The sequence below is a fragment of the Spirillospora sp. NPDC052269 genome (assembly GCF_040679435.1).
In the GTDB taxonomy this organism is placed as follows: domain Bacteria; phylum Actinomycetota; class Actinomycetes; order Streptosporangiales; family Streptosporangiaceae; genus Spirillospora.
On sequence record NZ_JBFAUU010000003.1, the window covers coordinates 90,024 to 113,420 of the forward strand.

General features: G+C 75.7%; 20 protein-coding genes and 1 pseudogene. 11 read left to right on the top strand and 10 right to left on the bottom strand.

Features of this window, described 5'->3' with window-relative positions; genetic code table 11:
* Positions 1–7: 7 nt before the first annotated feature.
* Positions 8–1,036: an EamA family transporter gene (locus AB0L06_RS06940; RefSeq protein WP_500229980.1), complete on the bottom strand. Its 1,029-nt coding sequence runs from the start codon at positions 1,034–1,036 to the stop codon at positions 8–10.
* A 108-nt stretch (positions 1,037–1,144) separates the two neighbouring features.
* Between AB0L06_RS06940 and AB0L06_RS06945 the strand changes: the two genes are divergently transcribed.
* Positions 1,145–4,696, top strand: coding sequence for a hypothetical protein (locus tag AB0L06_RS06945; protein ID WP_500229981.1), 3,552 nt, complete (start codon positions 1,145–1,147; stop codon positions 4,694–4,696).
* Between the two features lie 242 nt (positions 4,697–4,938).
* On the opposite strand, the gene AB0L06_RS06950 is transcribed toward AB0L06_RS06945, so the two are convergent.
* Positions 4,939–5,802 carry a TetR/AcrR family transcriptional regulator gene (locus AB0L06_RS06950; protein WP_500229982.1) on the bottom strand — a complete coding sequence of 288 codons (864 nt, stop codon included), beginning with the start codon at positions 5,800–5,802 and terminating at the stop codon, positions 4,939–4,941.
* 117 nt (positions 5,803–5,919) lie between these two features.
* On the opposite strand from AB0L06_RS06950, the gene AB0L06_RS06955 reads away from it, so the two are divergent.
* Positions 5,920–6,663 (top strand): hypothetical protein, encoded by a 744-nt coding sequence (locus AB0L06_RS06955; RefSeq protein WP_500229983.1) that lies wholly within the window; start codon positions 5,920–5,922, stop codon positions 6,661–6,663.
* Between the two features lie 4 nt (positions 6,664–6,667).
* Positions 6,668–7,219: an anthrone oxygenase family protein gene (locus tag AB0L06_RS06960; protein WP_500229984.1), complete on the top strand. Its 552-nt coding sequence runs from the start codon at positions 6,668–6,670 to the stop codon at positions 7,217–7,219.
* Between the two features lie 76 nt (positions 7,220–7,295).
* On the opposite strand, the gene AB0L06_RS06965 is transcribed toward AB0L06_RS06960, so the two are convergent.
* Positions 7,296–7,469 carry a hypothetical protein gene (locus tag AB0L06_RS06965; protein WP_500230390.1) on the bottom strand — a complete coding sequence of 58 codons (174 nt, stop codon included), beginning with the start codon at positions 7,467–7,469 and terminating at the stop codon, positions 7,296–7,298.
* Between the two features lie 166 nt (positions 7,470–7,635).
* Here AB0L06_RS06965 and AB0L06_RS06970 point away from each other — a divergent pair, with 166 nt between their 5' ends.
* Entirely contained in the window at positions 7,636–8,916 is a 1,281-nt protein-coding gene (locus AB0L06_RS06970; RefSeq protein ID WP_500229985.1) for a helix-turn-helix transcriptional regulator, read from the top strand.
* A 46-nt stretch (positions 8,917–8,962) separates the two neighbouring features.
* Here the strand turns inward: AB0L06_RS06970 and AB0L06_RS06975 are convergent, their stop codons facing one another.
* The 4 genes from AB0L06_RS06975 to AB0L06_RS06990 all read right to left on the bottom strand — a co-directional run bounded on the left by AB0L06_RS06975 (position 8,963) and on the right by AB0L06_RS06990 (position 13,698).
* On the bottom strand, positions 8,963–9,730 hold the full coding sequence (locus AB0L06_RS06975) for an ATP-binding protein (RefSeq protein WP_500229986.1): 768 nt from the start codon (positions 9,728–9,730) through the stop codon (positions 8,963–8,965).
* Between the two features lie 658 nt (positions 9,731–10,388).
* Positions 10,389–10,589 carry a DUF3040 domain-containing protein gene (locus AB0L06_RS06980; protein ID WP_500229987.1) on the bottom strand — a complete coding sequence of 67 codons (201 nt, stop codon included), beginning with the start codon at positions 10,587–10,589 and terminating at the stop codon, positions 10,389–10,391.
* 56 nt (positions 10,590–10,645) lie between these two features.
* Positions 10,646–12,433, bottom strand: a complete 1,788-nt coding sequence (locus AB0L06_RS06985; RefSeq protein WP_500229988.1) for a glycoside hydrolase family 10-like protein — start codon at positions 12,431–12,433, stop codon at positions 10,646–10,648.
* 194 nt (positions 12,434–12,627) lie between these two features.
* Positions 12,628–13,698, bottom strand: a complete 1,071-nt coding sequence (locus tag AB0L06_RS06990; protein WP_500229989.1) for a S1C family serine protease — start codon at positions 13,696–13,698, stop codon at positions 12,628–12,630.
* Positions 13,699–13,849: 151 nt separating this feature from the next.
* Between AB0L06_RS06990 and AB0L06_RS06995 the strand changes: the two genes are divergently transcribed.
* The 3 genes from AB0L06_RS06995 (at position 13,850) to AB0L06_RS07005 (ending at position 16,859) form a co-directional block, all read left to right on the top strand.
* Positions 13,850–14,548: a spermidine synthase family protein gene (locus AB0L06_RS06995; RefSeq protein WP_500229990.1), complete on the top strand. Its 699-nt coding sequence runs from the start codon at positions 13,850–13,852 to the stop codon at positions 14,546–14,548.
* A 201-nt stretch (positions 14,549–14,749) separates the two neighbouring features.
* Positions 14,750–15,343, top strand: coding sequence for a biotin transporter BioY (locus AB0L06_RS07000; protein WP_500229991.1), 594 nt, complete (start codon positions 14,750–14,752; stop codon positions 15,341–15,343).
* Positions 15,344–15,560: 217 nt separating this feature from the next.
* A complete protein-coding gene (locus AB0L06_RS07005; RefSeq protein WP_500229992.1) occupies positions 15,561–16,859 on the top strand; it encodes an isochorismate synthase in 1,299 nt (432 codons plus the stop codon).
* Between the two features lie 126 nt (positions 16,860–16,985).
* On the opposite strand, the gene AB0L06_RS07010 is transcribed toward AB0L06_RS07005, so the two are convergent.
* On the bottom strand, positions 16,986–17,828 hold the full coding sequence (locus tag AB0L06_RS07010; protein ID WP_500229993.1) for a LysR family transcriptional regulator: 843 nt from the start codon (positions 17,826–17,828) through the stop codon (positions 16,986–16,988).
* A gap of 176 nt (positions 17,829–18,004) precedes the next feature.
* Here AB0L06_RS07010 and AB0L06_RS07015 point away from each other — a divergent pair.
* From AB0L06_RS07015 to AB0L06_RS07025, 3 genes and pseudogenes are all read left to right on the top strand, one after another.
* A pseudogene (locus AB0L06_RS07015) lies at positions 18,005–18,643 on the top strand (MFS transporter); the annotation flags it as partial.
* The gene (locus tag AB0L06_RS07020; protein WP_500230383.1) at positions 18,624–19,193 is read left to right on the top strand and encodes an MFS transporter; all 570 of its coding nucleotides are present in this window, start codon (positions 18,624–18,626) and stop codon (positions 19,191–19,193) included. The pseudogene AB0L06_RS07015 and the gene AB0L06_RS07020, both read left to right, overlap by 20 nt.
* Positions 19,194–19,287: 94 nt before the next feature.
* Positions 19,288–20,259 carry a DMT family protein gene (locus tag AB0L06_RS07025; RefSeq protein ID WP_500229994.1) on the top strand — a complete coding sequence of 324 codons (972 nt, stop codon included), beginning with the start codon at positions 19,288–19,290 and terminating at the stop codon, positions 20,257–20,259.
* Between the two features lie 5 nt (positions 20,260–20,264).
* Here AB0L06_RS07025 and AB0L06_RS07030 read toward each other — a convergent pair whose 3' ends face one another.
* Together AB0L06_RS07030 and AB0L06_RS07035 are read right to left on the bottom strand one after the other, a co-directional pair.
* Entirely contained in the window at positions 20,265–21,101 is an 837-nt protein-coding gene (locus AB0L06_RS07030) for an Fpg/Nei family DNA glycosylase (RefSeq protein WP_500229995.1), read from the bottom strand.
* A gap of 67 nt (positions 21,102–21,168) precedes the next feature.
* Positions 21,169–22,296, bottom strand: coding sequence for a fatty acid desaturase family protein (locus tag AB0L06_RS07035; RefSeq protein WP_500229996.1), 1,128 nt, complete (start codon positions 22,294–22,296; stop codon positions 21,169–21,171).
* A gap of 262 nt (positions 22,297–22,558) precedes the next feature.
* Here AB0L06_RS07035 and AB0L06_RS07040 point away from each other — a divergent pair, with 262 nt between their 5' ends.
* Positions 22,559–23,386: a tyrosine-protein phosphatase gene (locus AB0L06_RS07040; protein ID WP_500229997.1), complete on the top strand. Its 828-nt coding sequence runs from the start codon at positions 22,559–22,561 to the stop codon at positions 23,384–23,386.
* The last annotated feature ends 11 nt before the right edge of the window (positions 23,387–23,397 follow it).

Genomic DNA, 23,397 nt, shown 5'->3' on the forward strand with positions numbered 1-23,397 from the left:
GTCCGGGTCAGGTGGTCGTGTCCGAGGAGCCGACGGGAGCCGGTGCCGGGATCGGGATCGGGGGTGGTGGGGAGGTGGCGGGGTGGACGGGGTCGGAGGTGGTGGGGGTGGTGGTGACGGAGCGTTGCGCGAGGTAGGCCCCGGTGAGCACGACGGCGCCGCCGACGAGCTGGACGGGGGTGAGGTGTTCGTCGAGGACGATCCAGGCGATGAGGGTGGCGGCGACGGCCTCGGTGTAGGAGAGGGCTCCGGCGACCTGGGCGGAGAGGCGGTGGACGGCGGCGTTGCCGGTGACGTAGGCCAGGACGGTGCTGATGCCGATGATCCAGGCGGCGAGGGTCCAGCCGGGGGCGGTGTGCCCGGCGATGGGGACGGGGCCCGCGAGGACGTGCCACGGGACCGCCCAGGGCAGGGCGAGGGGGGTGAGCAGGGCGGTGGCGACGATGCTGCCGGCGGCGTTGGTGACCAGGGGGTCGACGCCTTCTCCCATGCGGTCCAGCAGGAGGAAGTAGGCGGCCTGGCAGGCGGCGGCGCCGAGGCCGGCGGCGAGGCCGAGCGCGTCCAGGCGCAGGCCGTCCCAGACCTGGACGACCAGGACGAGGCCGATCATCGCGACGGCGACGCCGCGGGCGGCGGTGGCGCGGACGGGTGCGCGGCGGACCACTCTCATCCAGAGCAGGACGAGCACGGGCCCGCAGAACTCCAGCAGGATCGCGACGCCGACGGGCAGGCGTGAGGCGGCGACGAAGTAGAGGCCCTGGCATCCGGCGATGGCGGCGACGCCGTAGGCGACGAGCGGGGCGAGGTTGGCGCGGACGGTCGCCCACGCGCGGCGTCCGCGCACGGCGGCGGCCAGGACGGTGAGGACGAGCGCGGCCCCGGCGATCCGCACCCACACGGCCTGCAGGGGGCTGAGCCCGGCCTCGATGAGGGCCTTGCCGAACGGTCCCGATCCACCGAAACAGACCGACGAAAGGATGATCAGTGCCAGTCCGCCCGCGCGGTTGCGTCCCGCGCCGGTTCCCGGGTTCCCCAATTCGGTGTCCTCCCACCCTCGGTTTCAGGAGCATCGTGGCATAACGCTACTTACGTGTCGATGGTGATGTTCCTCCCGTTCGGTCGCCGGAGGGCTACTATTCGCGGGGTGAATGTGCAGGCATCGGGGACCGGATCGGGTGGACACGGCGGGGGCGCACAGACGGGCGCGCAGACGGGCGAGCAGCGCGATCTGTTCACCGCCGTGGAGGAGAACGTCCGGGAGCTGGTCGTCTCGCCGTGGTGGGCGTCGGCGCCGCCGCAGCAGCGCGCCGAGCAGATCGTCGCGCGAATGCTGTGGGGCGCGGGCGAGTGGTGGCTCTACGGGGCGTGGGGGCGCTGGTACCGGTGCGGCCTGGACGGCAGCTGGCATCCGTGCCCGCCGCCGTCCGACCCGGCCTCGCGGAACGCGGCGATGCCCGCGCCGCGCGGCGCGGGCAACCCGCCCGTCCCGCCGCAGCTGTTCCCGACCGGACCGGACCTGTCGGCCGGGCGGATGGTGTCGGCGGGGTTCCTCGGGCCCGTCCCCGACACCGCGGTGGTCGCGCGGATCTCGCAGGCGCTGACGACGGCCCTGGCGGTGGACCCGGCGCAGTTCCAGCAGCACGACCCGATGTTCCAGCCGGGCACGCCGTCCACGGTCGCGGCGGCGTGGGGCGCGCTGCTGTGGTGCGCGGGCGCGCCGGTCGCGCTGACCGAGCACCCGCTGATCGAGTCGTTCGTGCCGTTCCTGACCACGCCCGCCGACCGGCTGCACTGGATGATGCCGCCGGACTTCTCGACGCTGGCCGGGTACTACGCGTCCCGGCTGGTGATGGGGGACGGCGCGGGCGCGGCGCACGTCGTGCGGGTGATGTACGAGGTCGCGGCCGGCCTGACGGGCGACGAGCGGTTCCGTCCGGGCGCGGACGCGCTCGCGGCGGTCACGGCGGCGTCGCTGCGCCTGGTCCCGCAGGATCTGGCGACCGCCCGGTACGGGCAGCAGGCGGTGCTGGCCGAGTGGCGGCGGCGCTGCCCGGCCGAGCACGCGATCCCGATGATGCGCGACGCCGCGCCCGGTGAGCACCTGCGGCTGGCGCTGTACGACCTGCAGCGGACCGTGTCGGACCTGGCCGGCGACGGACTGCCCGGCATGGGCGGGATGCCCGGCGCGCCGGGCACGATGCCGGGCATGGCCGTGCCCGGCATGACGGCCGGGACGTCCGCGGCCGGGCGCCGCCACGACGCGGTGCGCCGCGCGGGCGTCGCGGTGCTGGCCGCCGACCTGCAGGCCGCGCCGAACGTGCTGCCCGCGCTGCACCGCTGGCTCGACCCCGACAGCATGCGCACGCTGCAGGCGCTGCTGACCGATCCGGGGCATCCGCTGCGGGCGCTGTGGCCGCGGGAGGGCCGCCTGCCGGACGTCCTGCGCGGTGACTCCGAGGCGCTGTCGTCGCTGCTGGTCACCACCTACAGCCTGGGCCTGACCTGGTGCCGCCTGGCGCAGGTCACCCCGCCCCCGACGGGGTTCGCGATGCCGCAGGCGATCGCGGCGGAACTGATGTCACCCGCGCTGCACACCCCGCCGTCCACCGACGAGCTGAGCGCGTGGGACATCATCAAGGCGGCGCGCGCGCATCTGGCCGCGCAGCGTGAACCGTCCCAGTCTCCCGAGGGGACGCCTGATCCCCCGGCGGGCCCGGTCGCGGGCGGCACGCCGCCGGGTCCTCCCGGCTCCGCGCCCGGATCGGTTCCGCCGGGCGCCGGACCGGATGGGGGCGCTCCCCCGCCGCCTCCGCCCGGGCCGGGTGGCGCGTCCCCTGCTTCCGCGGGCGGCGCACCGGTGAGCGATCCGAGTGGCGCGGCCTTCGGGTCGGTCGGCGTGCCTCCCGCGTCCGGAGGCCCGTCCGCCGGCCCGGGCGCCGCACCGTTCGGGTCGGCCGGGGCGTCGCCGTCGGGCGATCCGAGCGGTGCGGCGGGCGCGGCGGCTCACGGTTCGCTCGGCGCGCCTCCCCGGATTCCCCCGCCGCCGGCGCCGCTCGCCGATCCGGCCGCCGCCCCGGGTGGGGCCGCTTTCGGCTCGCCCGGCGCATCTGCCGGGGCGAGCGCCCCGGCCTACGCCGCTCCCGTCCCCCCGCCTGGGGTGGGGGCCGGTCCGGGCGTGCCCGGGCAGGGACTTCCTCAGGCGGCTCCCGTCCCGGGGGCTGCGGGTCCTGACAATGCCGGGGCTCCGGGTGCCGCTCCCCCGACCGTGTTGAGCCCGGGGGCGGCTCCCGCGACGGCGTTGAGCCCTGGTCTGGGCGTGGCTCCTGGCACGCCGGGGGCCGACCCTCAGGCGGGTGGTTGGGCTTCGCCGAGTGCGGGGCCCGCGCCCGCCGCGCCCGCCGGTGGTGCGCCCGGCGGTGGGTTTCAGCAGGGTGTGACGACGGCGGATCCGGCGTACCGGATGCCGCCCGCCGGGCCTGCGGCCCCGCCTCCGGGGCCACCGCCGGGGCCGCCGGGAGGCGGGGTTCCGGGATGGTCGGCCGACCCCGAGGCGACGCAGCTGGATCCGGGTGGCGGACGTTCCGCCACGCCGGGTCCGGGGCGCCCGTCGGGCGCGGCGACGCCGGACGCGTCGCGTCCGGCTGTGCACACAGGTGGGGCGTTCTCGGGGCCCGCGCCGTCCGGTGGCGCGTGGGCGGCGGACGCGACCACGGCGTACGCGCCGCCGCCCGCGGGTGGTTCGGCCCCGGCCACGGCGCTGTCCGCGGGCGCGGGCGGGTCGTGGGGGGTGGACGCGACGACGGCGGACGCCGGGGCGCAGGCGGTGTTGCCGCCGCCTCCGGCGCCGGTGTCGGAGCCGCCTCCCCCGGTGCCGCAGGCTCCGGCTTTGCCGCAGGGTCCGCAGATCGCCGAGGCGTACGGGATCCGGTTCCTGTGCGGGGCGGACGACATCGAGCGTGTGGTGACCGAGGTGCGGCGGCGCGGGAAGTGGGCGCGGCGGTTGCGCGGTCAGGAGGTGTCGAGCGCGTCGGCGCCGGGGCTGCTGCTGATCGGGGAGCCGTCGAGCGGGCAGCGGCGGCTGGCGCGGATGGCGGCGCGGGCGCTGGCGGAGGTCGAGGCGGGCAGCGGCGAGGTCCGCACGGTGCATGTCGAGGAGGTCGCGGCGAAGGGCCCGGAGGGGCTGGCGGAGTTGCTGGCCTCGCACGCCGGGCACGTCCTGCTGCTGGACGGCCTGGACAGGCTGGTCCTGGACGAGCCGCGCGGCCCGGGGTTCTCGGCGGCGCTGGCGCGCGCCCGGCTCGAGGGCGTGAGCGACACGGCGCTGGTCGGGACGTGCGCTCCCGCGCGGGTGGGCGAGTTGTCCGCTGCCGCGCCGGAGCTGGTGACCGACCTGCGCGCGGTGCGGCTGCCGGATCTGTCGCAGCCGCGTGAGCGGGAGGCGCTGCTGCGCCTGCTGGCGGAGGAGCGCCGGCTGCGGGTGGGCGAGGACGCCTGGACGGTGGTGCGGCGTGATCTGGCGGCGCTGCGCGGCCGGGGCCGGGTGGCCGGGGCGCGGCTGGTGGAGGCCTACCTGGACCGTGCGGCGACGAACCATCTCGCGGGGGCCGCAGCGACGCAGGCGATCAGCGGCTCGGGTGCGCTGACGCTCACGGCGTCCGACTTCGAGGGCGTCGCCGACACCCTCACCAATCCCTGACCCCGTGCCCCGGGCCGTCCGGCCCGGGGCACGCGCGGATCGCTTCCGGTCGGGCCCGTCCTTCGAGTGAAGGACGGGCCCGACTTGTGTCGCCCTCGCGTCCGGCGCACGGGTGAACCTGCCCGCTCAGGAGCCACGACGAGGTCAGCGGACGCACCGAAGCCTTGCCGGTGCCGCGTGGTCACCTGCACACCCCTGCTCGCCGTGGAAGCCGGGCCCGGTCCTTCGCGGGGGCGGACGGTTCAGAAGCCGGTCTGGTCGGGGTCGTCGAGGGTGCGGCGGAGTTCCTCGAGGCGTTCGTCCGTCCAGTCGACGGCGGGGTCGGCTTCGAGGAAGGTCATGACGATGCCGGCGATGCCGAGCGCGGGCTGTGACCATTCAGCGGCCTCGGGGGCGCCGAAGGGGTTGGCCTGGAAGCGGCGGGTGGCGATGGACGGGTTGGCGGGGGCCATGACGACCAGGCCGCGGATGGTGGCGCTGGCGAGGTTGGCGACGGTGTCGAAGCCGGCGTCCAGGTCGGGGCGCAGGCGGAGCCCGATGAGCTCGGTGACGTGCGCGTAGGTGCCGGCGACGCGCTGGATGAGGGCGCGCTCCGACGCGGTCAGCGCGTCCTGGACCTCGGTGCGCAGGTCGCCGTCGGGGAGGCTGAGGAAGGTGGCGTGCAGGGCGAGGTAGGTGCGCCACTCCGATGATCCGAGGAAGGTCTCGAACTCGCGGAGCGCGCCCTGCCGGAGGACCTCGGCGGCCAGGGCGCGGCGGTGCCCGGGTGTGCGGACCCAGTCGAGGTGGTCGAGCAGGACGCGCCGGACGGGGTCGGTCGCGGCGATGTCGCCGGCGCCGGCGGCGGGGCCGGTCCCGCGGGCGAGTTCGCGCAGCAGGTCGCTGAAGAACAGGTCCTTGTAGGGCCAGCGCCGGTAGACGGCGCTGCGGGCGACGCCCGCGTCGCGGATGACGTCCTCGAAGCTGATGTGGTCCAGGCTCACGGTCAGTCCTGCCTGGTGGACCATCGCGAGCGCGGCCTTCAGCATCCGCTGTTCGGTCTCCTCGTCGGAGAGCCGGCGGCGCCGCCGGGTCAGGCCGCTGGGGGCCGAGGCGTCCTGGGTCACTTGTCACCCTTCCGCGTTTGAAATACGATGTCTCAAGTTTCAAATTCCAAGTACCAAGTCTGTTTGAAGTCTACCTCACACCCGGCCACGGGGGCCGGGGACGGGAGAGCGGTTGTCATGACCGGTAAGAACCAGCACGGCAAGAACCAGCACGGCACGGACCAGAACAGCACCGACGGACCGAAGCGGCGCGGACGCGCCCTGCCCGTCACCGGCGCCGTGGTGCTCGGCGTGGCCTCCCTGACCACCCTCGCGGCGGGCGGGCTCGGCCTCGCCAAGGCGCGCGGCGACGGCGGCTACGTCGGCCTCGGGAACGCCGACTACCGCACGGACCACCCCGTGGTGATCAGCGACGCCTACGACTGGAGCAAGGCCAGGCCGTTCCTGTTCGGCGGCGCGAAGGAGGTCAGGATCCGCGTCGTCCCGGGGTCCGGCGGCGGGCCGGCGTTCGTCGGCCTGGCCCGTCCGGACGACCTGCGGACCTACCTGTCCGGCGCCGGCTACACGACCGGCCACAGGAGCACCGGCAAGGGCGTCACCTACACCCCGCACCCGGGCAGGCCGTCCGCCGCGCCGCCGTCCGCCGCGTCCGTCTGGACCGCGAAGGCCACCGGCACCGGCACGCTCACCCTGCGGTTCGACGCGGCGGGGCAGCAGGGCGACCGGGTCCTGGTCGCGATGAACGCCGACGGGTCGCCGAACGTCGGCGGCCGGGTGGAGACCGCCGCGACCGAGCCGTCCCTCCCCTGGATCGGCGCGGGCCTGCTCGCGGCCGGGGTCGTCCTGCTCGGCGGAACGGCCGCCGCCGTCACCGCGGCGCGCCGCCGCGGCGGAGCCCGTCCCTCCACCGGGGCGGCGTGACCCGATGGGCCGACTCCCCCTGTACCTGGCGACGGTCGCGGTCGGCCTGTTCGCCGGATTCTGCTTCTGCTACGCCGTCGCGATCACGCGGGGCCTGGCACGCCTGGACGACCAGGCGTACGTGACGGCGATGCGGAAGCTGAACGAGGCGGTGCCGAGCGTCCCGTTCCTCCTGGTGTTCGGCGGTTCGCTGGTGCTGCCGCTGGTGGCGCTCGCGTTCTCCTCGCCGCGGCATCCCACCCTGGTCACCTGGCTGATCGCCGCGGCCGCCGTGTGCAGTGTCGCCGCGTTCGCCGTCTCCGTCGCGGGGAACATCCCGCTCAACGGACGCCTCGCCGACGCCGTCACCCGCGACGCGGCGGACTTCCACCGCGCCCGGCACGCCTTCGAGCACACGTGGAACGTCCTGCACCTGCTCCGCACCCTGTCCTCCGGGCTGGCGCTCGTCCTGCTGGTCGGCGCGTGCATGACGCACCCCCGCCATCACGCCTCGACGAACACCTCGGCGCCCTCCCCCGCGTCCGTCGACGCCCCTTCTTCGGCCCCGTCCGCCTGACCCCGCGTCCCGTCCCCTGGTCAAGCGGACGAGACGCGGCCCAGCTGCCTCCCGGACGGCCTGCGCGGCTCCGCCATCACCTGCTGGCACGCGAGGTCGGTGGCGGTGCTGGCAGGGGCAGGACGCCGAGGTAGGCGCCGATGAAGGCGGTGAAGCGGAACTGCGCGCCGAAGGCGAGGCGCCGCACGTTGGAGTGCAGGCCGTCCGCGCCGACGACGAGGGCGAAGTCGCGCGGCGCGGCCCTTGGCATCGGCCCGCAGCACCCGCGGCCCCGTTCGTAGCGAGGCTCGCCGCGCACCGGCGGGACGTTCCGTCTTGAGGCGGGGCGGTGGTGTGGGTGACGCGTTGGGTGGCCGGGGCGGGACATGGGTGTCACCGGGCGGCATAGTGCCGCGTCCGGCGGTCACGATGAGTGCGTGGGAGACGACCGAGGAGTTCGCGAGGACCTTCCCCGCCACGCGGGCCGGGCGGCCGGCGCAACCGATGCGACCGGCGCTGCCGATGCGGCCGATGTCGACCGGGTCGACCGGTTGCTGCTGCTGGTGGCGGAGTTGCGGCGGGCGTCGCCGGAGGCGGTGGAGGCCGGTGACCTGGCGGGGCGGCTCGGCGTCAGCGCGCGGACCGTCCGGCGGGACATGGAGCTGCTGACGGGCGGCGGCCTGCCGGTGCGGCGGGAACGCGGCCGCGGCTACGCGCTCGCCCAGGACCCGGCCCGGGAGCCGCTCGGTGAGGCGGCGTCGCTGGTGGGTCCGGTCCGCGACACGCTCGCCGAGGCCGTCCGGACGCGGCGGGTGGCGCGGCTGGTGTACACCGACCGGCAGGGGACGCGGACCGTCCGGGACGTGGAGGCGCACGGCCTGGTGACGGCCCCCGACGCCGACTACCTGGTGGGGTGGTGCCGGTTGCGGGAGGGCCCGCGGATGTTCCGGCTGGAGCGGATCGGCGCGGCGTTCCTGTCGGGCCGGGGCGTGGGGGTGCGGGATCTGGACGCGCTGCTGGCGGCGTTGCGGGTGCCGGTTCCGCGTCCGCCGGCCGAGCCGGTCACGCGGGGTCCGCTGGGGCGGGACGCGGCGGGCGCGGCGCGGGCCCGCGCGTGGACGCTGGACCGGGTGGAGTTCGCGCGGATGCGGCTGCGGGAGGAGGTCGCGTCCGCGCGCGATCTCGAGGGAGCGGGCCGGGGCCGGGCGCGGCGCGGCAGGGACGAGGTGTCCGGCGGTGTGGTGGCGTTGCGCGGGGTGCTGGGGCATCTGGCGGAGTGGACGCGCTGGCAGGTCGCGGCGGTGCGGTCGGCGGTGACGGGTGAGCCGCCGGCGCCGGGCGGGCGTCCGCCGGACTATCCGGAGGGGTTCGCGCGGGTCGCGTCGTTCGACGTGTGGGAGTCGATGGTCCAGGACGCGATGGCGGTGCGGTCGCTGGGCGAGCTCGCGCGGGATCTGACGCAGGTCCTGGACGATCTGGCGCGCTGGGTCGCAGGCAGCGACGACGCGGTGTGGGGGCGGCAGGTGCCCGAGCCCCGCCGGTTCGGGCGTCCGGGTCCGGCGCGTCCGGTCGCGGATCTGCTGGCGGGGTGGCGTGGGCCGCTCGCGCACGTGGAGTGGCATCTGGACCGGCTGACCGGTGAGCCTCCCCCGCCGCGCGGCGGTCTGGACGCCGAGGAGGAGGTGTGGGTGGTGGACCGCTGCCCGCTGCACCCGTGACCGGCCCGGGCGGGGGGATGTGGGCCGGGCGCCGGCCGGGTGCCGTTCAGCGGTGCGTGCGGGGACCGGGCTCGCCGGGATCGAGGTTGAGGCTGAGGTCGCAGGGGTTGAGGTCGCGGGTGAACCACACGGTCTTGCCGGGTGGACGGGGCCGGGTGCCGAAGTCGGTGGCGAGGGCGGTGACCAGGAGCAGTCCCCGGCCGTCCTCGGACCAGTCCGGTCCGCGCGGCGCGGACACGGCGCGGGGCGGGGCGGGCCGGGCGGGGTCGTCGTCGGTGATCTCGCCGAGCAGGACGGGAGCGGCGGGCGCGCCGTCGAGGGTGAGGCGGAGCAGGACGGTGCCGTGGCCGTGGACGACGGCGTTGGTGATGAGTTCGTCCACGATGAGGACGATGTCGTCGATCTCGGCGGGGTCGGCGGCGATGCGGCCGAGCCGGGCCCAGTCGCGCAGCCGGCCGGTGGTGAGGGTGCGGGCGCGGGCGGCGGTGCGGGGGTCGGCGGCGAGCGTCCATGCCGCGTCCGGCGCGGGCTCGAGCGGGGCGCCCGCCGCGGCGCCGTCCGCCGTGACCGGCGCGACCGCCGTCCCCGCGACGCCTGCGATGCCCGCGACGCCTGCGATGCCCACCGTGCCTGCGCTGGCCGCGCTGGCTGTGGTGTCGGTGGTGTTCAGGGGTTCCGTCGTGGCCGCGGTGTCGGTCGCGTCCGGTGCGGGGGTGACGGGGGGTGACGGCCGGGGGCCCGGCCGTGGCGGGTCCCCGTCGGTGTCGAGGTCCCCGGTGAGGTCGTCGTCGATTCCGAGCCATCTGGTGCCCACTGCCCCGACTCCTTCGTGCTGGTGGACGCGGTCGGCGCCGTCGTGACGCGCCGGTCGTGCGGTGTTGTCCGACCTGTTCCCCGGGTGGGCCGGGGCGATGGCGGCCGGTGGCCGGTTTGTGGCCGCGGCGGGAGGTCGCCGTGGCACGGTGGATGTCGCGTTGCCGTCGCGATGGATGTCGCGGTGGGTGGCGCGGCCGACCGTGCGGGGTGGGCGTTCGCCGCGCTCTGGGAGTCCTTTCACTGTGATGGACGCGGCGGGCGGCGCGCCGGTGCACGGGCGCACGGAACCCTCACTTCGGGGTGAGGTGATCAGGGACACGCGGGGTGGACGTCGGTGGCATGGCCCGGTTGCCGTTAGAGTGGTGAACGTCGGTGTGGCTTGTGTCCCCCGGGCTCTAAATATCGCCTTCGTGGAATACCGTTCGGCTGGAGCCGCGTTGTGCATTTCGCCGTGAGGCGACCACCACACCGACCTAAACGTCACGCGACGCCGTGGCTCCGACGGGAACTCGTCGGAGCCACGGCGTTCGTCGTTTCTCGGGCCCCGCACGGGTGGGCCTGCGGGGCGCGGGGTGAGGTGGGGGTGGGCGGGTCGTTGCGCGGGGAACGGTTCCGGGGGTGCGCGCGGGGCTGCGGGCGCTCCCCCGGCGGGGGTGTCAGGAGAAGGCGGTGAGGATCGCCGCGGCGAGCGCCGAGATCACGACGAGCGCGACGATCACCAGGGCGATGATCAGCCGGGTGCGGCGGCGGGGCGTCCCGCCGTGCGCGATCAGGCGGCGGGCCAGCCGCGGGTCGTCCTCGGCCAGGCGGGTCTCGATCTCGGCGAGGATCCGCTGCTCCTCCGTCGACAGCGCCATGCTCATACCTCCGGGGGCGTTCAGGGTGCTGTGTTTGTCCCCCGTAGGACGCTGGTTTATCCCCGGTTCACGGTCACCGTTGCGGCACGGGCGGGCGGGCTTTCGCGGTGGACGCGGTCCAGGGCGGTGACGGTGTAGGTGTAGTCGTGACCGGCGCGGGCGGAGGTGTCGGTGAGGGTGAGGCGCGCGCCGGCGGGGGTGCCGGGGTCGCGGACGGTGCCGATCAGCGCGGTGGGGTCGACGGCGGCGCAGCCCGCGCCGCGCCCGTCGCGCCGGTAGATCGCGTACGCGACGGTCCGTCCGGCGTCGTCGGGTCCCGTCCCGGCGGGGGCCCAGGAGATCTGCACGCCCTTGCCGGTGGTGGCGGTGGCGGCGCGGACGTCGTGGACGGGCGCGGGTGCCTGCGGCTTGTGCCCGGCGGGCGGCGCGGCGGGCGGGATCGCGGGCCGCTGGTAGTGGTCGGCGCGGACGCGGGCGGCGAAGCCGCGCTGGTTGCGGGCGATGTCGCTGGCGGAGAAGAAGATGTCGCCGCGGACCTCGGGGTGGCGGGCGTTCAGGGTGAGGTGGCGGGACAGTTCGTCGGTCTTGCGCCAGGAGCCGGACTCCCCGACGCGGTAGCCGGCCTGGCCGATGCTGAGCTGGACGCCGGTGCCGGCGACCTGGCGGCTCCACCAGCCGACCAGGGTGCGGTAGTCGGCGGCGTGGTCGCCGATCGGCCAGTACAGCTGCGGGGTGACGTAGTCGATCCAGCGGTTGCGGATCCAGCCGCGGGTGTCGGCGTAGATGTCGTCGTAGGACTGCAGGGCGTGGGTGTCGGAGCCGCCGGGGTCGGTGGACTTGTTGCGCCAGACGCCGAACGGGCTGATCCCGAACCGGACCCACGGCTTGGCCTGGTGGATCCTCCCGGAGAGGGTCCGGACAAGGGTGTCGACGTTGCGGCGCCGCCAGTCGGCCTTGGCGACGCCGTGGCCGTGGGCGCGGTAGGTGGCGGCGTCGGGGAAGTCCCCGGACTCGGGGTAGGGGTAGAAGTAGTCGTCGAAGTGGACGGCGTCGATGTCGTACTTGTGCACGACGTCCATGACGGCGTTGGTGGCCAGGTCGCGGACCTGCGGCAGGCCCGGGTCGTACCAGAGCTGGTCGCCGTAGGCGCGGACCCAGTCGGGATGCTTGCGGGCGGGGCTGCCCGCGGCGAGCTTGGACCGGTCGGGGTCCTGCGCGACGCGGTAGGGGTTGAACCAGGCGTGGAACTCCAGGTTCCGCGCGTGCGCCTCCTTGACCATGAAGGCGAGGACGTCGTAGCCGGGGTCCTTGCCGGGGGTGCCGGTGAGGACGGCCGACCACGGCTCGTACGGGGAGCGGTAGAACGCGTCGGCGTCGGGGCGGATCTGCACGACGACGGCGTTGAGGTTCATCGCGCGGGCGGTGTCGAGCAGGCGGGTGAAGCGGGTGCGCTGCTGGGCGGCGGGTTTGGACGGGTCGGTGGGCCAGTCGGTGCCGCCGACGGTCGCGATCCACATGGCGCGCAGCTGCCGGGTGCGGGAGTCGCCGGGCGCGGAGGTCGCGGCGCATTCGGCGCGGACGGCGGCGGGGGTGTCCTTGCGGGTGCCGCCGAACGCGGACATGCATCCGGTCGCGGTGGCGAGGGCGAGGACGGCGCCGGTGATCGACGTCACCGTCCGGCGCGTCCGGGCGCTGCCCGCACGCCCGCCCGTCTCGTCCGTCCCGCCGGTCCCGCCGCTTCCGCGTCCGCCGCCCGGCCGGGGCGCGGGGCGCGGGCCGGGGTGGGCGCCGGTGGCGGGAGAGGTGGGACGGGCTGCCTGCTGTTTCCGCGATCGCGATGCCATAGCCGAGCCATTGTTACGTACTCGTTGCCGTGGTTCCGCCGGAACACGCGTGTCCGCGTGGACGAGCCCCCGGGACCCGCGGTTCGCCGCCGTTCCGCGGCCGTCACCTTCGTTTCGGGCGGTTCAGCGCAGTCCGGGCAGGAAGTGCGATTCGGATATGCGGCGGGTTCGGGCGTGTGCGGTGGTTCGGGGGGTCAGGCGTTCTCCGCGGTGAGTTCGACGGGCTGGACGATGACGTCGACCATCGCGCCGTTGCGCAGGACGGTGATCGGGAGGGGCCGTCCGATGGCTTCGGCGAACATCAGCCGCTGCAGGGACTGGGCGTGCGACACCGGCGCCCCGGCGGCGGCCAGGACCAGGTCACCGCGGCGCAGCCCGGCCTGGTCGGCGGGGCTCCCGGGGACGACCTCGGCGACCCGCAGCGCGTCCTGCCGCCCGAGGCGTTCGCGCAGCTGGACGGGGACGGGCACGGGCGCGGCGACGACGCCCAGGTAGGCGCGTCGGACGCGGCCGTCGCGCATGAGCGCGCCGATGATGCGGCGGGTGGTGGCGTTGACGGGGACGGCGAGCCCGACGCCGATCCCGGCGACGGCGGTGTTGACGCCGACGACGCGTCCGCGCCAGTCGGCGAGGGCGCCGCCGGAGTTGCCGGGGTTCAGGGCGGCGTCGGTCTGGATGACGTCCTCGACGATCCGGACGGCGCTGCCGCTGCGGGTCGGCATGGACCGTCCGAGCGCGGACACCACTCCGGCGGTGACCGATCCGGCGAGGCCGAGGGGGTTGCCGACGGCGACGACGAGCTGCCCGACGACCAGGGTGTCGCTGTCGCCGAGGGGCGCGGGCTCGGGGGCGGGCCCGTCGGCGCGGACGACGGCCAGGTCCGACAGGGGGTCGGCGCCGACGACGGTGAACGCGGTGGTGGTGCCGTCGGCGAAGGCGGCCTGCCCGCCGGTGGCGCCGCCGACGACGTGGGCGTTGGTGAGCAGGAACCCGTCGCCGGTGAACAGCACGGCCGATCCGGCGCCCTCGCGGCCCCGGTGCCGGACGCGCAGCCCGGCCACGCTGGGGGTCAGCTCGCGGGCGACGTCGGACACCACGCGTGAGTAGGCGTCCAGCGCGCCGTCGCCGTGATCGCCGTCGCCGTGATCGCCGTCGCCGTGATCGCCGTCGCCGTGATCGTCCGGCTCGCCGGCGTGGGGCTCGTTGCTGTGAGGGCCGTCGGCGTCGTGGGCGTGTGGGCCGTGGTCGTGTGGGTCGGGGAACATCGCACCTCCCGTGATTACATGCTTACACGTAAACACCGTGGAGTGAAGGGGTCTTCCCGGGCGCCCCCGGGCGCGGACCTCCTGAACGGCGGGCGGCACGGGGATCGGCGGCGACGGCGTCCGTGGCGGGGGTGGGGCTAGGGTCGTGCGCATGAGCACCCGGGTCGAGGCAGAGGCGGACGTGCTGGAGCGGGCGGCGGGGGTCGGGGGTGAGCTGGTGCTGCGCCGCGCCGGGGGGCATCACGAGATCATCAGCAACGGCGTGTTCCTCATGGACACCCGCAACGGGGAGTCGGAGCGGCTGCTGGTGTCGGCGGCCGTCGACGCCGTCGGGGAAACCGCCGGGGATGGCGGTTCGGGGCCGGTGAGCGTGCTGGTGGGCGGGCTGGGCGTGGGGTTCAGCCTGGCCGAGGCGGTGCGGCTGCCGCGGGTCGGCGCGGTGGCGGTGGTGGAGCGGGAACCGGCGGTGGTCGGGTGGCATTCGGGGCGGGACGCGCCGCTGCGGCCGTTCTCCGGGGGCGCGCTGGACGATCCGCGGGTGCGGATCGTCACGGCCGACCTGGTGGACCATCTGACGGGCGACGCGTCCCGGTACGACGTGCTGTGCCTGGACGTCGACAACGGCCCGGACTGGACGGTCACCCCCGGGAACGCCCGCCTGTACGGTCCGGACGGCCTGGACCTGCTGGAGGCGCGCCTCACCGGGCGGGGTGTGCTGGCGGTGTGGAGCGCGGGCGCGGCGCCGGCGTTCGAGGAGCTGCTGCGGGGCCGGTTCGCGCGGGTGGAGGTGCTGCCGGTGCCGGTGCCGCGCGGCGAGCCCGACGTGGTGTACCTGGCCCGGCACGCCTGACACGCGCCGGCCCCGGCCGCCCCGGCGCGGTTCGGACGCCTGGTCCCCGGCGGCGTGACGATCGGATGGGGGCGGGGGTGTCGTGGCTGGTAGGCGGGTGGTGACAAATCGGGGCGGGGTGATTCTGTAGCCCGGATGATCCCCCTGCGCCGGGTCGTTCGCTAAGTTTCGACCCAACACGCACGTTTTGTGGAGGTTGCTGTGTCCACCGCTCACGCCGCCCCGGCGTCCCGTCGGCCCGTCGCCGTCCTGTCCGACCTGCTGCCGGGCGCGCTCGCCCGCGACGCCGCACTGGTGGCCGGTGCCGCCGCGCTGGTCGGGGTCGCCGCCCAGATCTCGATCCCGCTGCCCGGCACGCCCGTGCCGGTGTCCGGGCAGACCTTCGCCGTCCTGCTGGCCGGGGCGGCGCTCGGCCGCACCCGCGCGGCGCTCGGCATGCTGCTGTACCTGGCGGCGGGCGTCGCCGGGGTCCCGTGGTTCGCCGAGGGCACCTCCGGCGCGTCCATGCCGACGCTCGGGTACGTGCTCGGGTTCGTGCTGGCCGCCGCGGTCGTGGGCCGCCTGGCCGAGCGCGGCGGGGACCGGACGCCGCTGCGGACGGTCGCGACGATGACGTTCGGCACCGGCCTGATCTACCTGGTGGGCGTCCCGTACCTGATGGCGTCGCTGCACGTGGGCCTGGGCAAGGCGCTGCACCTGGGCGTCACGCCGTTCCTGGCCGGGGACGTGCTGAAGGTGGTGCTGGCGGCGGGCCTGCTGCCGGTCGCGTGGCGGTTCGCCGGCCGCCGCGGCTGAGTCCCCGCCGCCTCGAGTTCCTGCGCCTTGAATTCCTGCGGCTGAGTTCCCGCAGGCGAGCCCCCGCGGCCGGTGTTCCCGGCCGCGGGGGCTCGCGCGTGTCCAGCGGGGGGGCCGTGGGCACTCTGTGGGCACTGCGGCACTGTGGCGAAGGCCTCGGCGCGCGGTCGCACCCCGCCGGTTTGAACGGGTTCAAAAGTCCCGTAGAGTGGCGTTCGTGAAGCTCGCCGTGCACGCACCCGGCCGCCTCGTCGTCCGCACCGTTCCGGTCGCCGATCCCGGCGACCTGCTGTCGCGGCTCCCCCACCCCACCGCCCTCGCCTGGGTCCGCGAGGGCGACGGCCTGGTCGGCTGGGGCGAGACCGCCCGCCTGGAGCTGCCCGGCGGGCACGACCGGTTCGCGGCCGCCGACGCGTGGCTGCGGGAGACGTTCGGGTCCGCCGAGGTCGAGGATCCGCTGCGGCTGCCCGGCACCGGCCCGGTCGCGTTCGGCAGTTTCGGCTTCGACCCCAAGTCCGCCGACTCGGTGCTGATCGTCCCGCGGTACGTCCTGGGCCGCCGCGACGGGCACGCGTGGGTCACCACGATCGGCGACCCCGCCGACGACGCCCTGGACGAGTCGCTGGACGCCGTGCTCGGCCTCCGGCGCGGGGACGGTGTGCCGCCGGTGCCGGCGGGCGCGTTCGCCCCGGCCGACCCGGGCCGCCTCACCTGGAGCGACGGCGCGCGCAGCGCCCCCTCCTGGGGGCAGGCGGTCGAGGCCGCCACGTCCCGGATCAAGGCCGGGCATCTCGGGAAGGTCGTCCTGGCGCGGGACCTGATCGCTCAGGCGGACCGTCCGATCGACGCCCGGGTGCTGCTGAACCGCCTCGCGGACCGCTTCCCCACCTGCTACACCTTCGCCGTCGCGGGCCTGGTCGGCGCGACGCCGGAGCTGCTGATCCGCCGCGCCGGCGACCGGGTCGACTCGCTGGTGCTGGCCGGGACGACCGCGCGCGGCACCGGTCCCGCCGACGACGACGCCCGCGCGGCCCGGCTGTTCCGCTCCCCCAAGGACCGCGAGGAGCACTCCTACGCGGTGGACATGGTCCGGGACGCGCTCGCGCCGCTGTGCACCGACCTGGACGTCCCGGCCGAGCCGGAGCTGCTGCGCCTGTCGAACGTGACGCACCTGGCGTCGCCGGTGCACGGGCGGCTCTCGGCGGACCGGACGGTCCTGGACGTGCTGGCGGCGCTGCACCCGACGCCCGCGGTCGCGGGCACGCCGACGGACCGGGCCCTGGACCTGATCCGCGAGCTGGAGGGCATGGACCGCGGCCGGTACGCGGGCCCGGTCGGCTGGGTCGACGCGCGCGGCGACGGCGAGTGGGGCATCGCGCTGCGCTGCGCGGAGCTGTCGGGGACGCGGGCGCGGCTGTTCGCGGGCTGCGGCATCGTCGCGGACTCGGACCCGGCGGCGGAGCTGGCGGAGGCGCAGAACAAGTTCCGCGCGATGCAGTACGCCCTCGAAGGCTGAACGCCCTCGAAGGCTGACACCGCCCACCCGCCCGCTACCGCGCCGCCCGCCTGTGGGTGTTTCGCCTGGACTTGTCGGGACGCGGCCCGGCGTCGTCGTGGTGTTCGGGGGCGTCGGGCGTGGTGGTCAGATCATGCGGCGTAGCGCGGTCTCCACGGCGTCGACGAGGGGGTCGCCTGCGGTCGGCGGGTGCCGGAGGAGGCCGAGTTCGACGTCGGGGAGGGCGGGCAGGGCGCCGGTGTCGTGGGCGGTCATGCCGGGGTCGAGGTTGGCGGTCATGAGCGCCGCGACGCCGAGCCCGGCCCGGACGGCGGCGAGCACGCCGACCAGGCTGTTGCTCTCGAACGCCGCCCGCCAGCGGCGGCCCGCGTGTTCCATCGCGTCCAGCACCGTGGTGCGCCAGGAGCAGGTGTTGGAGAACAGCACCAGCGGCAGCGGGTCGGCGGTCACGTCCACGCCTTCGCCGACCGCCCAGACCAGCGGGCGGCGCACCGTCCAGCGCGGCGGCCCGGGGAGGTCGGGGACCGCGTCGAGGACCAGTTGGACGCGGCCCGAGTCGTAGGCGTCCCGCATGGAGTCGGGGGAGAGGCTGAGCACCTCCAGCGTCGCGCCGGGGTGCAGGCGGGCGAGGTCGGCGAGGGCCTGCGGGAGGTGGGACGCGGCGAGGTCCTCCAGCAGGCCGACGCCGCAGTGGCCGGTGAGGGCGCGTCCGGTCTCGGAGAGCGCCTGCGCGGACAGCGACAGGATGCGTTCGGCGTACGGCAGGAGCTCCTCTCCCGCGCGGGTCGGCGACACCCCGGACGGGGACCGGTGCAGCAGCGGACGCCCGACGACGCTCTCGAGCCTGCGCAGCTGCTGGCTGAGTGCGGGCTGGGTCTGCCCGAGCGCGGTCGCGCCGCGGCTGATGCTGCCCGCCCGGACGGCGGTGACGAACGACCGCAGCAACGCGGTCTCGAGATCCCTGGCCATAAGCGTTCATTATGCCGGGTCCAACGGATTAACCACTTCCTATGGCCGGGTGGGCGATCTAGCGTCAGCGGGTGACGAGTTACAGACAGGTCCTCGCCGTGCCGGGGATGGCGCCGCTGCTGGGTGTTTCGCTGCTGGCCCGCATCGCGCTCACGGCCAACGCGACCGCGTTGACGATGTACGTCGTGCTGGGTCTGGGGATGAGCTACGCGGCGGCGGGCGGTGTCGCGGCGGCGTTGACCGCGGGCGTGGCGGTGGGCGGGCCGCTGCTCGGCCGCGTCCTGGACCGGCGGGGTCCGCGCGTGGTGCTGGCGGCCACGGCCGCGTTCCAGGTGCTGTTCTGGCTGAGCGTGCCGTTCCTGCAGTACGGGCTCCTGCTGGGAGCCTCGTTCGCGGCGGGCCTGCTGATGGTCCCGGCGCCGCTGGTGACCCGGCAGGCGATCGCCGCGATGACGGCGGCGGGCGGACGCCGGGCCGCGTTCGCGCTGGAGGCGGTGCAGGGCGAACTGTCGTACATGGTGGGCCCTCCGATCGTGATCCTCTGCGCGGCGCAGACGTCGCCCAGCGTGGTCGCCTGGGGTGTGGGCGCCGCGATCGCGGCGGGCGGGGCGGGGATCGCGCTGCTCGACCCGCCGCTGCGCGCCGACGCCGAGGAGGACGCCGGGACGGTCGTCCGCCCGCGCCGCCGGGAGTGGCTGGGGCCGCGGCTGGTCGCGGTGCTGGTGATGGCGTTCGGCGCCACGATGCTGCTCGGCGGCACCGACCTGGCGATCGTCGCGACGCTCCGGGAGGCCGGTGAGGTGTCGTGGGCGGCGGTGGTCGTGGCCGTGTACGGCGTGGCGTCCATCGCCGGCGGCCTGGTGTACGGGGCGCTCCCCCCGGGCGCTGCCCTCCCCACTGCTGCTCGGGCTGCTCGGTCTCGCGACCGTTCCCGCCGCGCTGGCCCACGACTGGCCCTGGTTGTGCGTGGCCGGCGCGGGTGCGGCGCTGCTCGCTGCGCCGACCCTGTCGTCGCTGACCGACGCGGTGAGCCGGCTGGCTCCGGCGAGCGTGCGGGGAGAGGCGACCGGGCTGCACTCCTCGGCGTACAGCTCGGGTTTCGCGGTCGGGGGCCCCATCGTCGGGGCGGTGATCGACGCGTCCGTGCCGGGAAGCGGCTTCGTGGTCGCCGGGCTGACCGGTCTTGCGGCCGCGGCGGCCGGTGGCCTGCTGTCGGGTGGTCTGCTGCCGCGGCGCGCGCCGGCCGGGACGCGGTCCGAGTCGAGCGCCGTCGGCGGCGCGGAGGCCCCGGAGGTTCTCGCGGTCCCTGCTGTCGCTGAGGCGGCCGCGGAGCCGTCGGGTGCCTGTGCCGGGCCCGGCGTCTGACGGATCCGCCCCTGATCGTCCTGGTCGTTCGTCCTGGTCGTCGGTGCCGTGCACCCCGGCGGGTGGTGGTGGGGGCGGCGCGTAGGGTGGGCGGATGGTCTGGAGTCTGCTGGGCGCTCTCGCCGCCGCGTGCTGTTTCGGCGTCGCCACCGTGCTGGAGGCCGTCGCGGCGCGGAGCACGACGCCCAGTGAAGGCGTGGATCCGCGGCTGCTGGTGCGGCTGGCGGCGAACCTGCCGTTCATGGCGGGCATCGGCCTGGACCTGCTGGGGTTCCTGCTGGAGCTCGCGGCGCTGCGGTCGCTGCCGCTGTTCGTGGTGCAGGCGATCGTCGCGGCGGCGCTCGCGGTCACGGCCGTGGTGGCGGGCCCGGTGCTGAAGGTGCGGCTGCGCGCCGCGGAGTGGGCGGCGGTGCTGGCGGTGTGCGCCGGGCTGGCGCTGCTCGGGTCGTCGGCGGGACGGGAGGGGCCCTCTCACATCGGGATGGGGTTCCACTGGACGCTGCTGGGATGCGCGCTGGCGCTGCTTTTGGTCGGCGCGGCGGCGGGGCGCCTGCGCGGGACGGCGCGGTCGGTGGCGCTCGGCCTGGTCGCGGGCCTGGGGTTCGGGCTGGTGGCGCTCGCGGCGCGGGTCCTGACGAGCCTGAACCCGCTGGACCTGCTCACCGATCCCGCCTCGTACGCGCTGGCGGCGGCGGGCGTGGCGGCGCTGCTGTTCTACGCGACGGCGCTGCAGCGGGGGTCGGTGACGAGCACGACGGCGGCGATGGTGGTCGCCGAGACCGTCGTTCCGGCGGCGGTCGGGGTCGTCCTGCTGGGTGACCACACGCGGCCGGGGCTGGGTCCGGTGGCGGCGGTGGGGTTCGTGCTGGCGGTCGCGGCGACGCTCGTCCTGGCCCGGTTCGGCGAGCCCCACGTCCCCGAACCGGACGCCACGTCGGACGCCGCGTCCTCCCCCGGAACCGACGCCGATTCCGCCGCCGGTTCGGGTTCCGGCTCCGGAGCCGGTTCTGGTTCGGGGCCGACGGGTGGCGGGGACCGGTCGAAGTCGGCGCGTCCGGCGGGTTAGGCGGGTTAGGTGGCCGGCTCGGCGCGGGGCACGCCCGGGGGCTGGCAGGTGTCGCACCAGAACAGGTTCCGTCCGGCCATGACCTCGGTGCGGACCTCGGTGCCGCACAGCAGGCACGGCTGTCCGGCGCGCCGGTACACATAGACCTCGCCGCCGTGGTCGTCCACGCGGGGCGGGCGGCCCATGGCCTCGGGGGTGTGTTCGGGGCGGACGGTGTCGATGCGCCCGTCGCGGACGCCGTCGGCCATGAGGAGCCGCAGGTCGGCCCAGATCGCGTCCCAGTGGGCGCGGGGCAGGTCACGGCCGGGCAGGCGGGGGTGGACGCCCTGCCGGAACAGCACCTCGGCGCGGTAGATGTTGCCGGGGCCGGCGATGACGGCCTGGTCCATGAGCAGCTGCCCGATGGGGACGCGGCTGGCGTGGATGCGGCGCCAGGCGCGGCCGGGGTCGGCGTCGGGGCGCAGCGGGTCGGGGCCGAGGCGGTCGCGGAGCCGGTCCACGGCGCCGGGTTCGAGGATCTCGCAGGCGTTCGGGCCGCGCAGGTCGGCGTAGCCGGCGTCGCCGGTGAGGCGGAGCCGGACGGCGCCCCAGGGGGCGGGCGCGGGCCCGTCACCGAAGGTGAACTTGCCGTAGATCCCGAGGTGGACGTGGACGGTGAGGTCCCCGGCGAAGCCCAGCAGCAGGTGCTTGCCGTAGGCGTCCGCGGTGTCGAGGGCGCGTCCGTCGATGAGGCGCGCGCCGTCGGCGAACCGTCCCTGGGGGCTGGCGGCGGCGACGGCGCGGCCGCCGAACACGCGCTGGTGTTCGGCGGCGAGGCGGTGGATGGTGTGTCCTTCAGGCATGTCCCCGCAAGGATACGGGCGCTGCCGGGGCCCCGGCCCCTGAGACCGCCCCAGCCCGGCCCGGCCGTCAGGGGCGCAGGGGCGCTCCGACGTCGTTCATGTGGGCGAGCGCCTCCCGGTAGGAGGCGTAGGCGCCGGTCTCGGTGTAGGGCAGGCCGACGCGGGCGCAGTGCTCGCGGACCAGCGGCTGGACGCGCCGCAGGTGGGGGCGGGCGACGCTGGGGAACAGGTGGTGCTCGATCTGGTAGTTCAGGCCGCCGAGCAGGTAGTCGGCGACGGGTCCGCCGCGCACGTTGCGGGAGGTGAGGACCTGCCGCCGCAGGTGGTCCCAGCGGTCGCCGGGTCCGGGCATCGCCATGCCCTTGTGGTTGTGCGCGAACGCCGACCCCAGGTGCAGCCCGAACAGGCCCTGGTGGACGGCCAGGAACACCAGCGCCTTGCCCGGCGACAGCAGCGTGAACGCCAGCCCGAGGTAGGCGACCAGGTGCGCGGCGAGCAGCAGCCCCTCGGTGAGCTGCTGGCCGCGCGTCTTCCCCCGCAGGTACAGGACGCTGTTGACCTGCAGGTTCAGGCCTTCCAGGAGCAGCAGCGGGAAGAACAGCCACGCCTGGTGCGCGATCACCCACGCGGCCGGGCCGCGCCGCCGCGCCGCCTGCTCCCGCGTCCACGCCAGGACGCCCTCGCCGACGTCGGGGTCCTTCCCGACGTGGTTGGGGTTGGCGTGGTGCCGGTTGTGCTTGTCGTTCCACCAGCCGTAGCCGAGGCCGAGCCCCAGGTTCCCCAGCAGCAGCCCCAGCATCCGGTTGGCGCGAGGGGACGCGGCGATCTGCCGGTGCCCCGCGTCGTGCCCGAGGAACGCCCGCCGGGTCGAGACCAGCGCGAGCGGAACCGCGAGCAGCACCGCCCACCAGGACGTCCCCCACCACGCGACCGCGCCCCACAGCGCGGCCGTCGCGGCCAGGTTCAGCGCCACCGCCCGCGTGTAGTAGCCGCGGCGGCGTTCCAGCAGGCCCGCCTCCCGGACGCGCCGGGCGAGCGGCCCGAAGTCGCTGGCGACCCGCCCGGCCGGGCGCGCCCCCCGCTCCCCGCCCCGCTCCCCGCCGGGGTCCGGGGCGGCCCGGCCGAGGTCCTCGGTGCGCGCGCCCAGGGCCGGTTCGGTCATCGTCACGACGTACTCCTCACCACGGAGATCCATTACCTGGGACGCTACGAACCCGCAGGTCGGGAGGTCTCCACCCTCAAGAGCCAACCGCGTGCTCCCCCGCGGGTCGCATCCGGCGCCCGTCCCCTCACCCCACGGACCGACCGGCGTCCCGCTGGCATCAACCCTGCCGCCGCGGGCCGCCCGGCACAGGAGAGCTGCCTCCCGGACTGAGGGGGGTGCTGGGCCCCGGGGGCGTGCTCGTGCCAACCCCACCCCAAGAAGCCGTCAATGCCGCCCTATAGGGTGACAAGTCATGAGCGAGCGCACGCGGTGGATCCGGCTGGAAGGGGCGGTCAACGCCCGGGACCTGGGCGGCCTGCCCACCACCGACGGGCGCGCCACCCGCAGAGGACGCGTCCTGCGCGCCGACAACCTGCAGGAACTCACCGTCACCGACGTCCGCGTCCTGCTGGACGACTACGACCTGAAGAACATCATCGACCTGCGCAGCGACGCCGAGGTCCGGCTCGAGGGCCCCGGCCCGCTCACCCGGATCCCCTCGGTCACCCTGCACCACCTGTCGCTGTTCACCGAGAACACCCCCACCACGGGCACCCGCGCCGCACCCGGCCGCCCCGCGACGCGCCCCGCCGCCGAGATCGACATGGACAAGGTCCTGCCATGGCAGACCCGCGGCCCCGAAGGCGAGGACGCCGACCGCCCGGTCACCTTCTACCGCGGCTACCTGCGCGACCGCGCCGACTCGATCGTCGCGGCCCTGCGCGTCATGGCCCGCACCGACGGCTCCGCGCTCGTCCACTGCGCCGCCGGCAAGGACCGCACCGGCGTCGTCTGCGCCCTCGCCCTCGAAATCGCCGGCGTCACCCGCGAGGCGATCGTCGCCGACTACGCCCAGACCGGCGAACGCATCGACGCCATCCTCACCCGACTGCGGTCCAGCGACACCTACGCCGCCGACATCGACTCACACCCCGCCGACAGCCACCACCCGCACGCCACGATCATGCAGGGGTTCCTCACCCGCGTCGACCAGGAGTACGGCGGCACCGCCACCTGGCTCCGCGGCCACGGCTGGACCCCCGAGGACACCGAAGCCCTCCGCTCCCGCCTCCTCGACTGACCCCCGCGGCC

Bases quoted from the DNA above. Each gene is read 5' to 3' on its own strand.
- AB0L06_RS06955 (WP_500229983.1), top strand. From the start codon at position 5,920: ATGACCGGTAAGAACCAGCACGGCAAGAACCAGCACGGCACGGACCAG.
- AB0L06_RS06960 (WP_500229984.1), top strand. From the start codon at position 6,668: ATGGGCCGACTCCCCCTGTACCTGGCGACGGTCGCGGTCGGCCTGTTC.
- AB0L06_RS06965 (WP_500230390.1), bottom strand. From the start codon at position 7,469: ATGCCAAGGGCCGCGCCGCGCGACTTCGCCCTCGTCGTCGGCGCGGAC.
- AB0L06_RS06980 (WP_500229987.1), bottom strand. From the start codon at position 10,589: ATGGCGCTGTCGACGGAGGAGCAGCGGATCCTCGCCGAGATCGAGACC.
- AB0L06_RS06985 (WP_500229988.1), bottom strand. From the start codon at position 12,433: ATGGCATCGCGATCGCGGAAACAGCAGGCAGCCCGTCCCACCTCTCCC.
- AB0L06_RS06990 (WP_500229989.1), bottom strand. From the start codon at position 13,698: ATGTTCCCCGACCCACACGACCACGGCCCACACGCCCACGACGCCGAC.
- AB0L06_RS06995 (WP_500229990.1), top strand. From the start codon at position 13,850: ATGAGCACCCGGGTCGAGGCAGAGGCGGACGTGCTGGAGCGGGCGGCG.
- AB0L06_RS07010 (WP_500229993.1), bottom strand. From the start codon at position 17,828: ATGGCCAGGGATCTCGAGACCGCGTTGCTGCGGTCGTTCGTCACCGCC.
- AB0L06_RS07025 (WP_500229994.1), top strand. From the start codon at position 19,288: ATGGTCTGGAGTCTGCTGGGCGCTCTCGCCGCCGCGTGCTGTTTCGGC.
- AB0L06_RS07030 (WP_500229995.1), bottom strand. From the start codon at position 21,101: ATGCCTGAAGGACACACCATCCACCGCCTCGCCGCCGAACACCAGCGC.
- AB0L06_RS07035 (WP_500229996.1), bottom strand. From the start codon at position 22,296: ATGGATCTCCGTGGTGAGGAGTACGTCGTGACGATGACCGAACCGGCC.
- AB0L06_RS07040 (WP_500229997.1), top strand. From the start codon at position 22,559: ATGAGCGAGCGCACGCGGTGGATCCGGCTGGAAGGGGCGGTCAACGCC.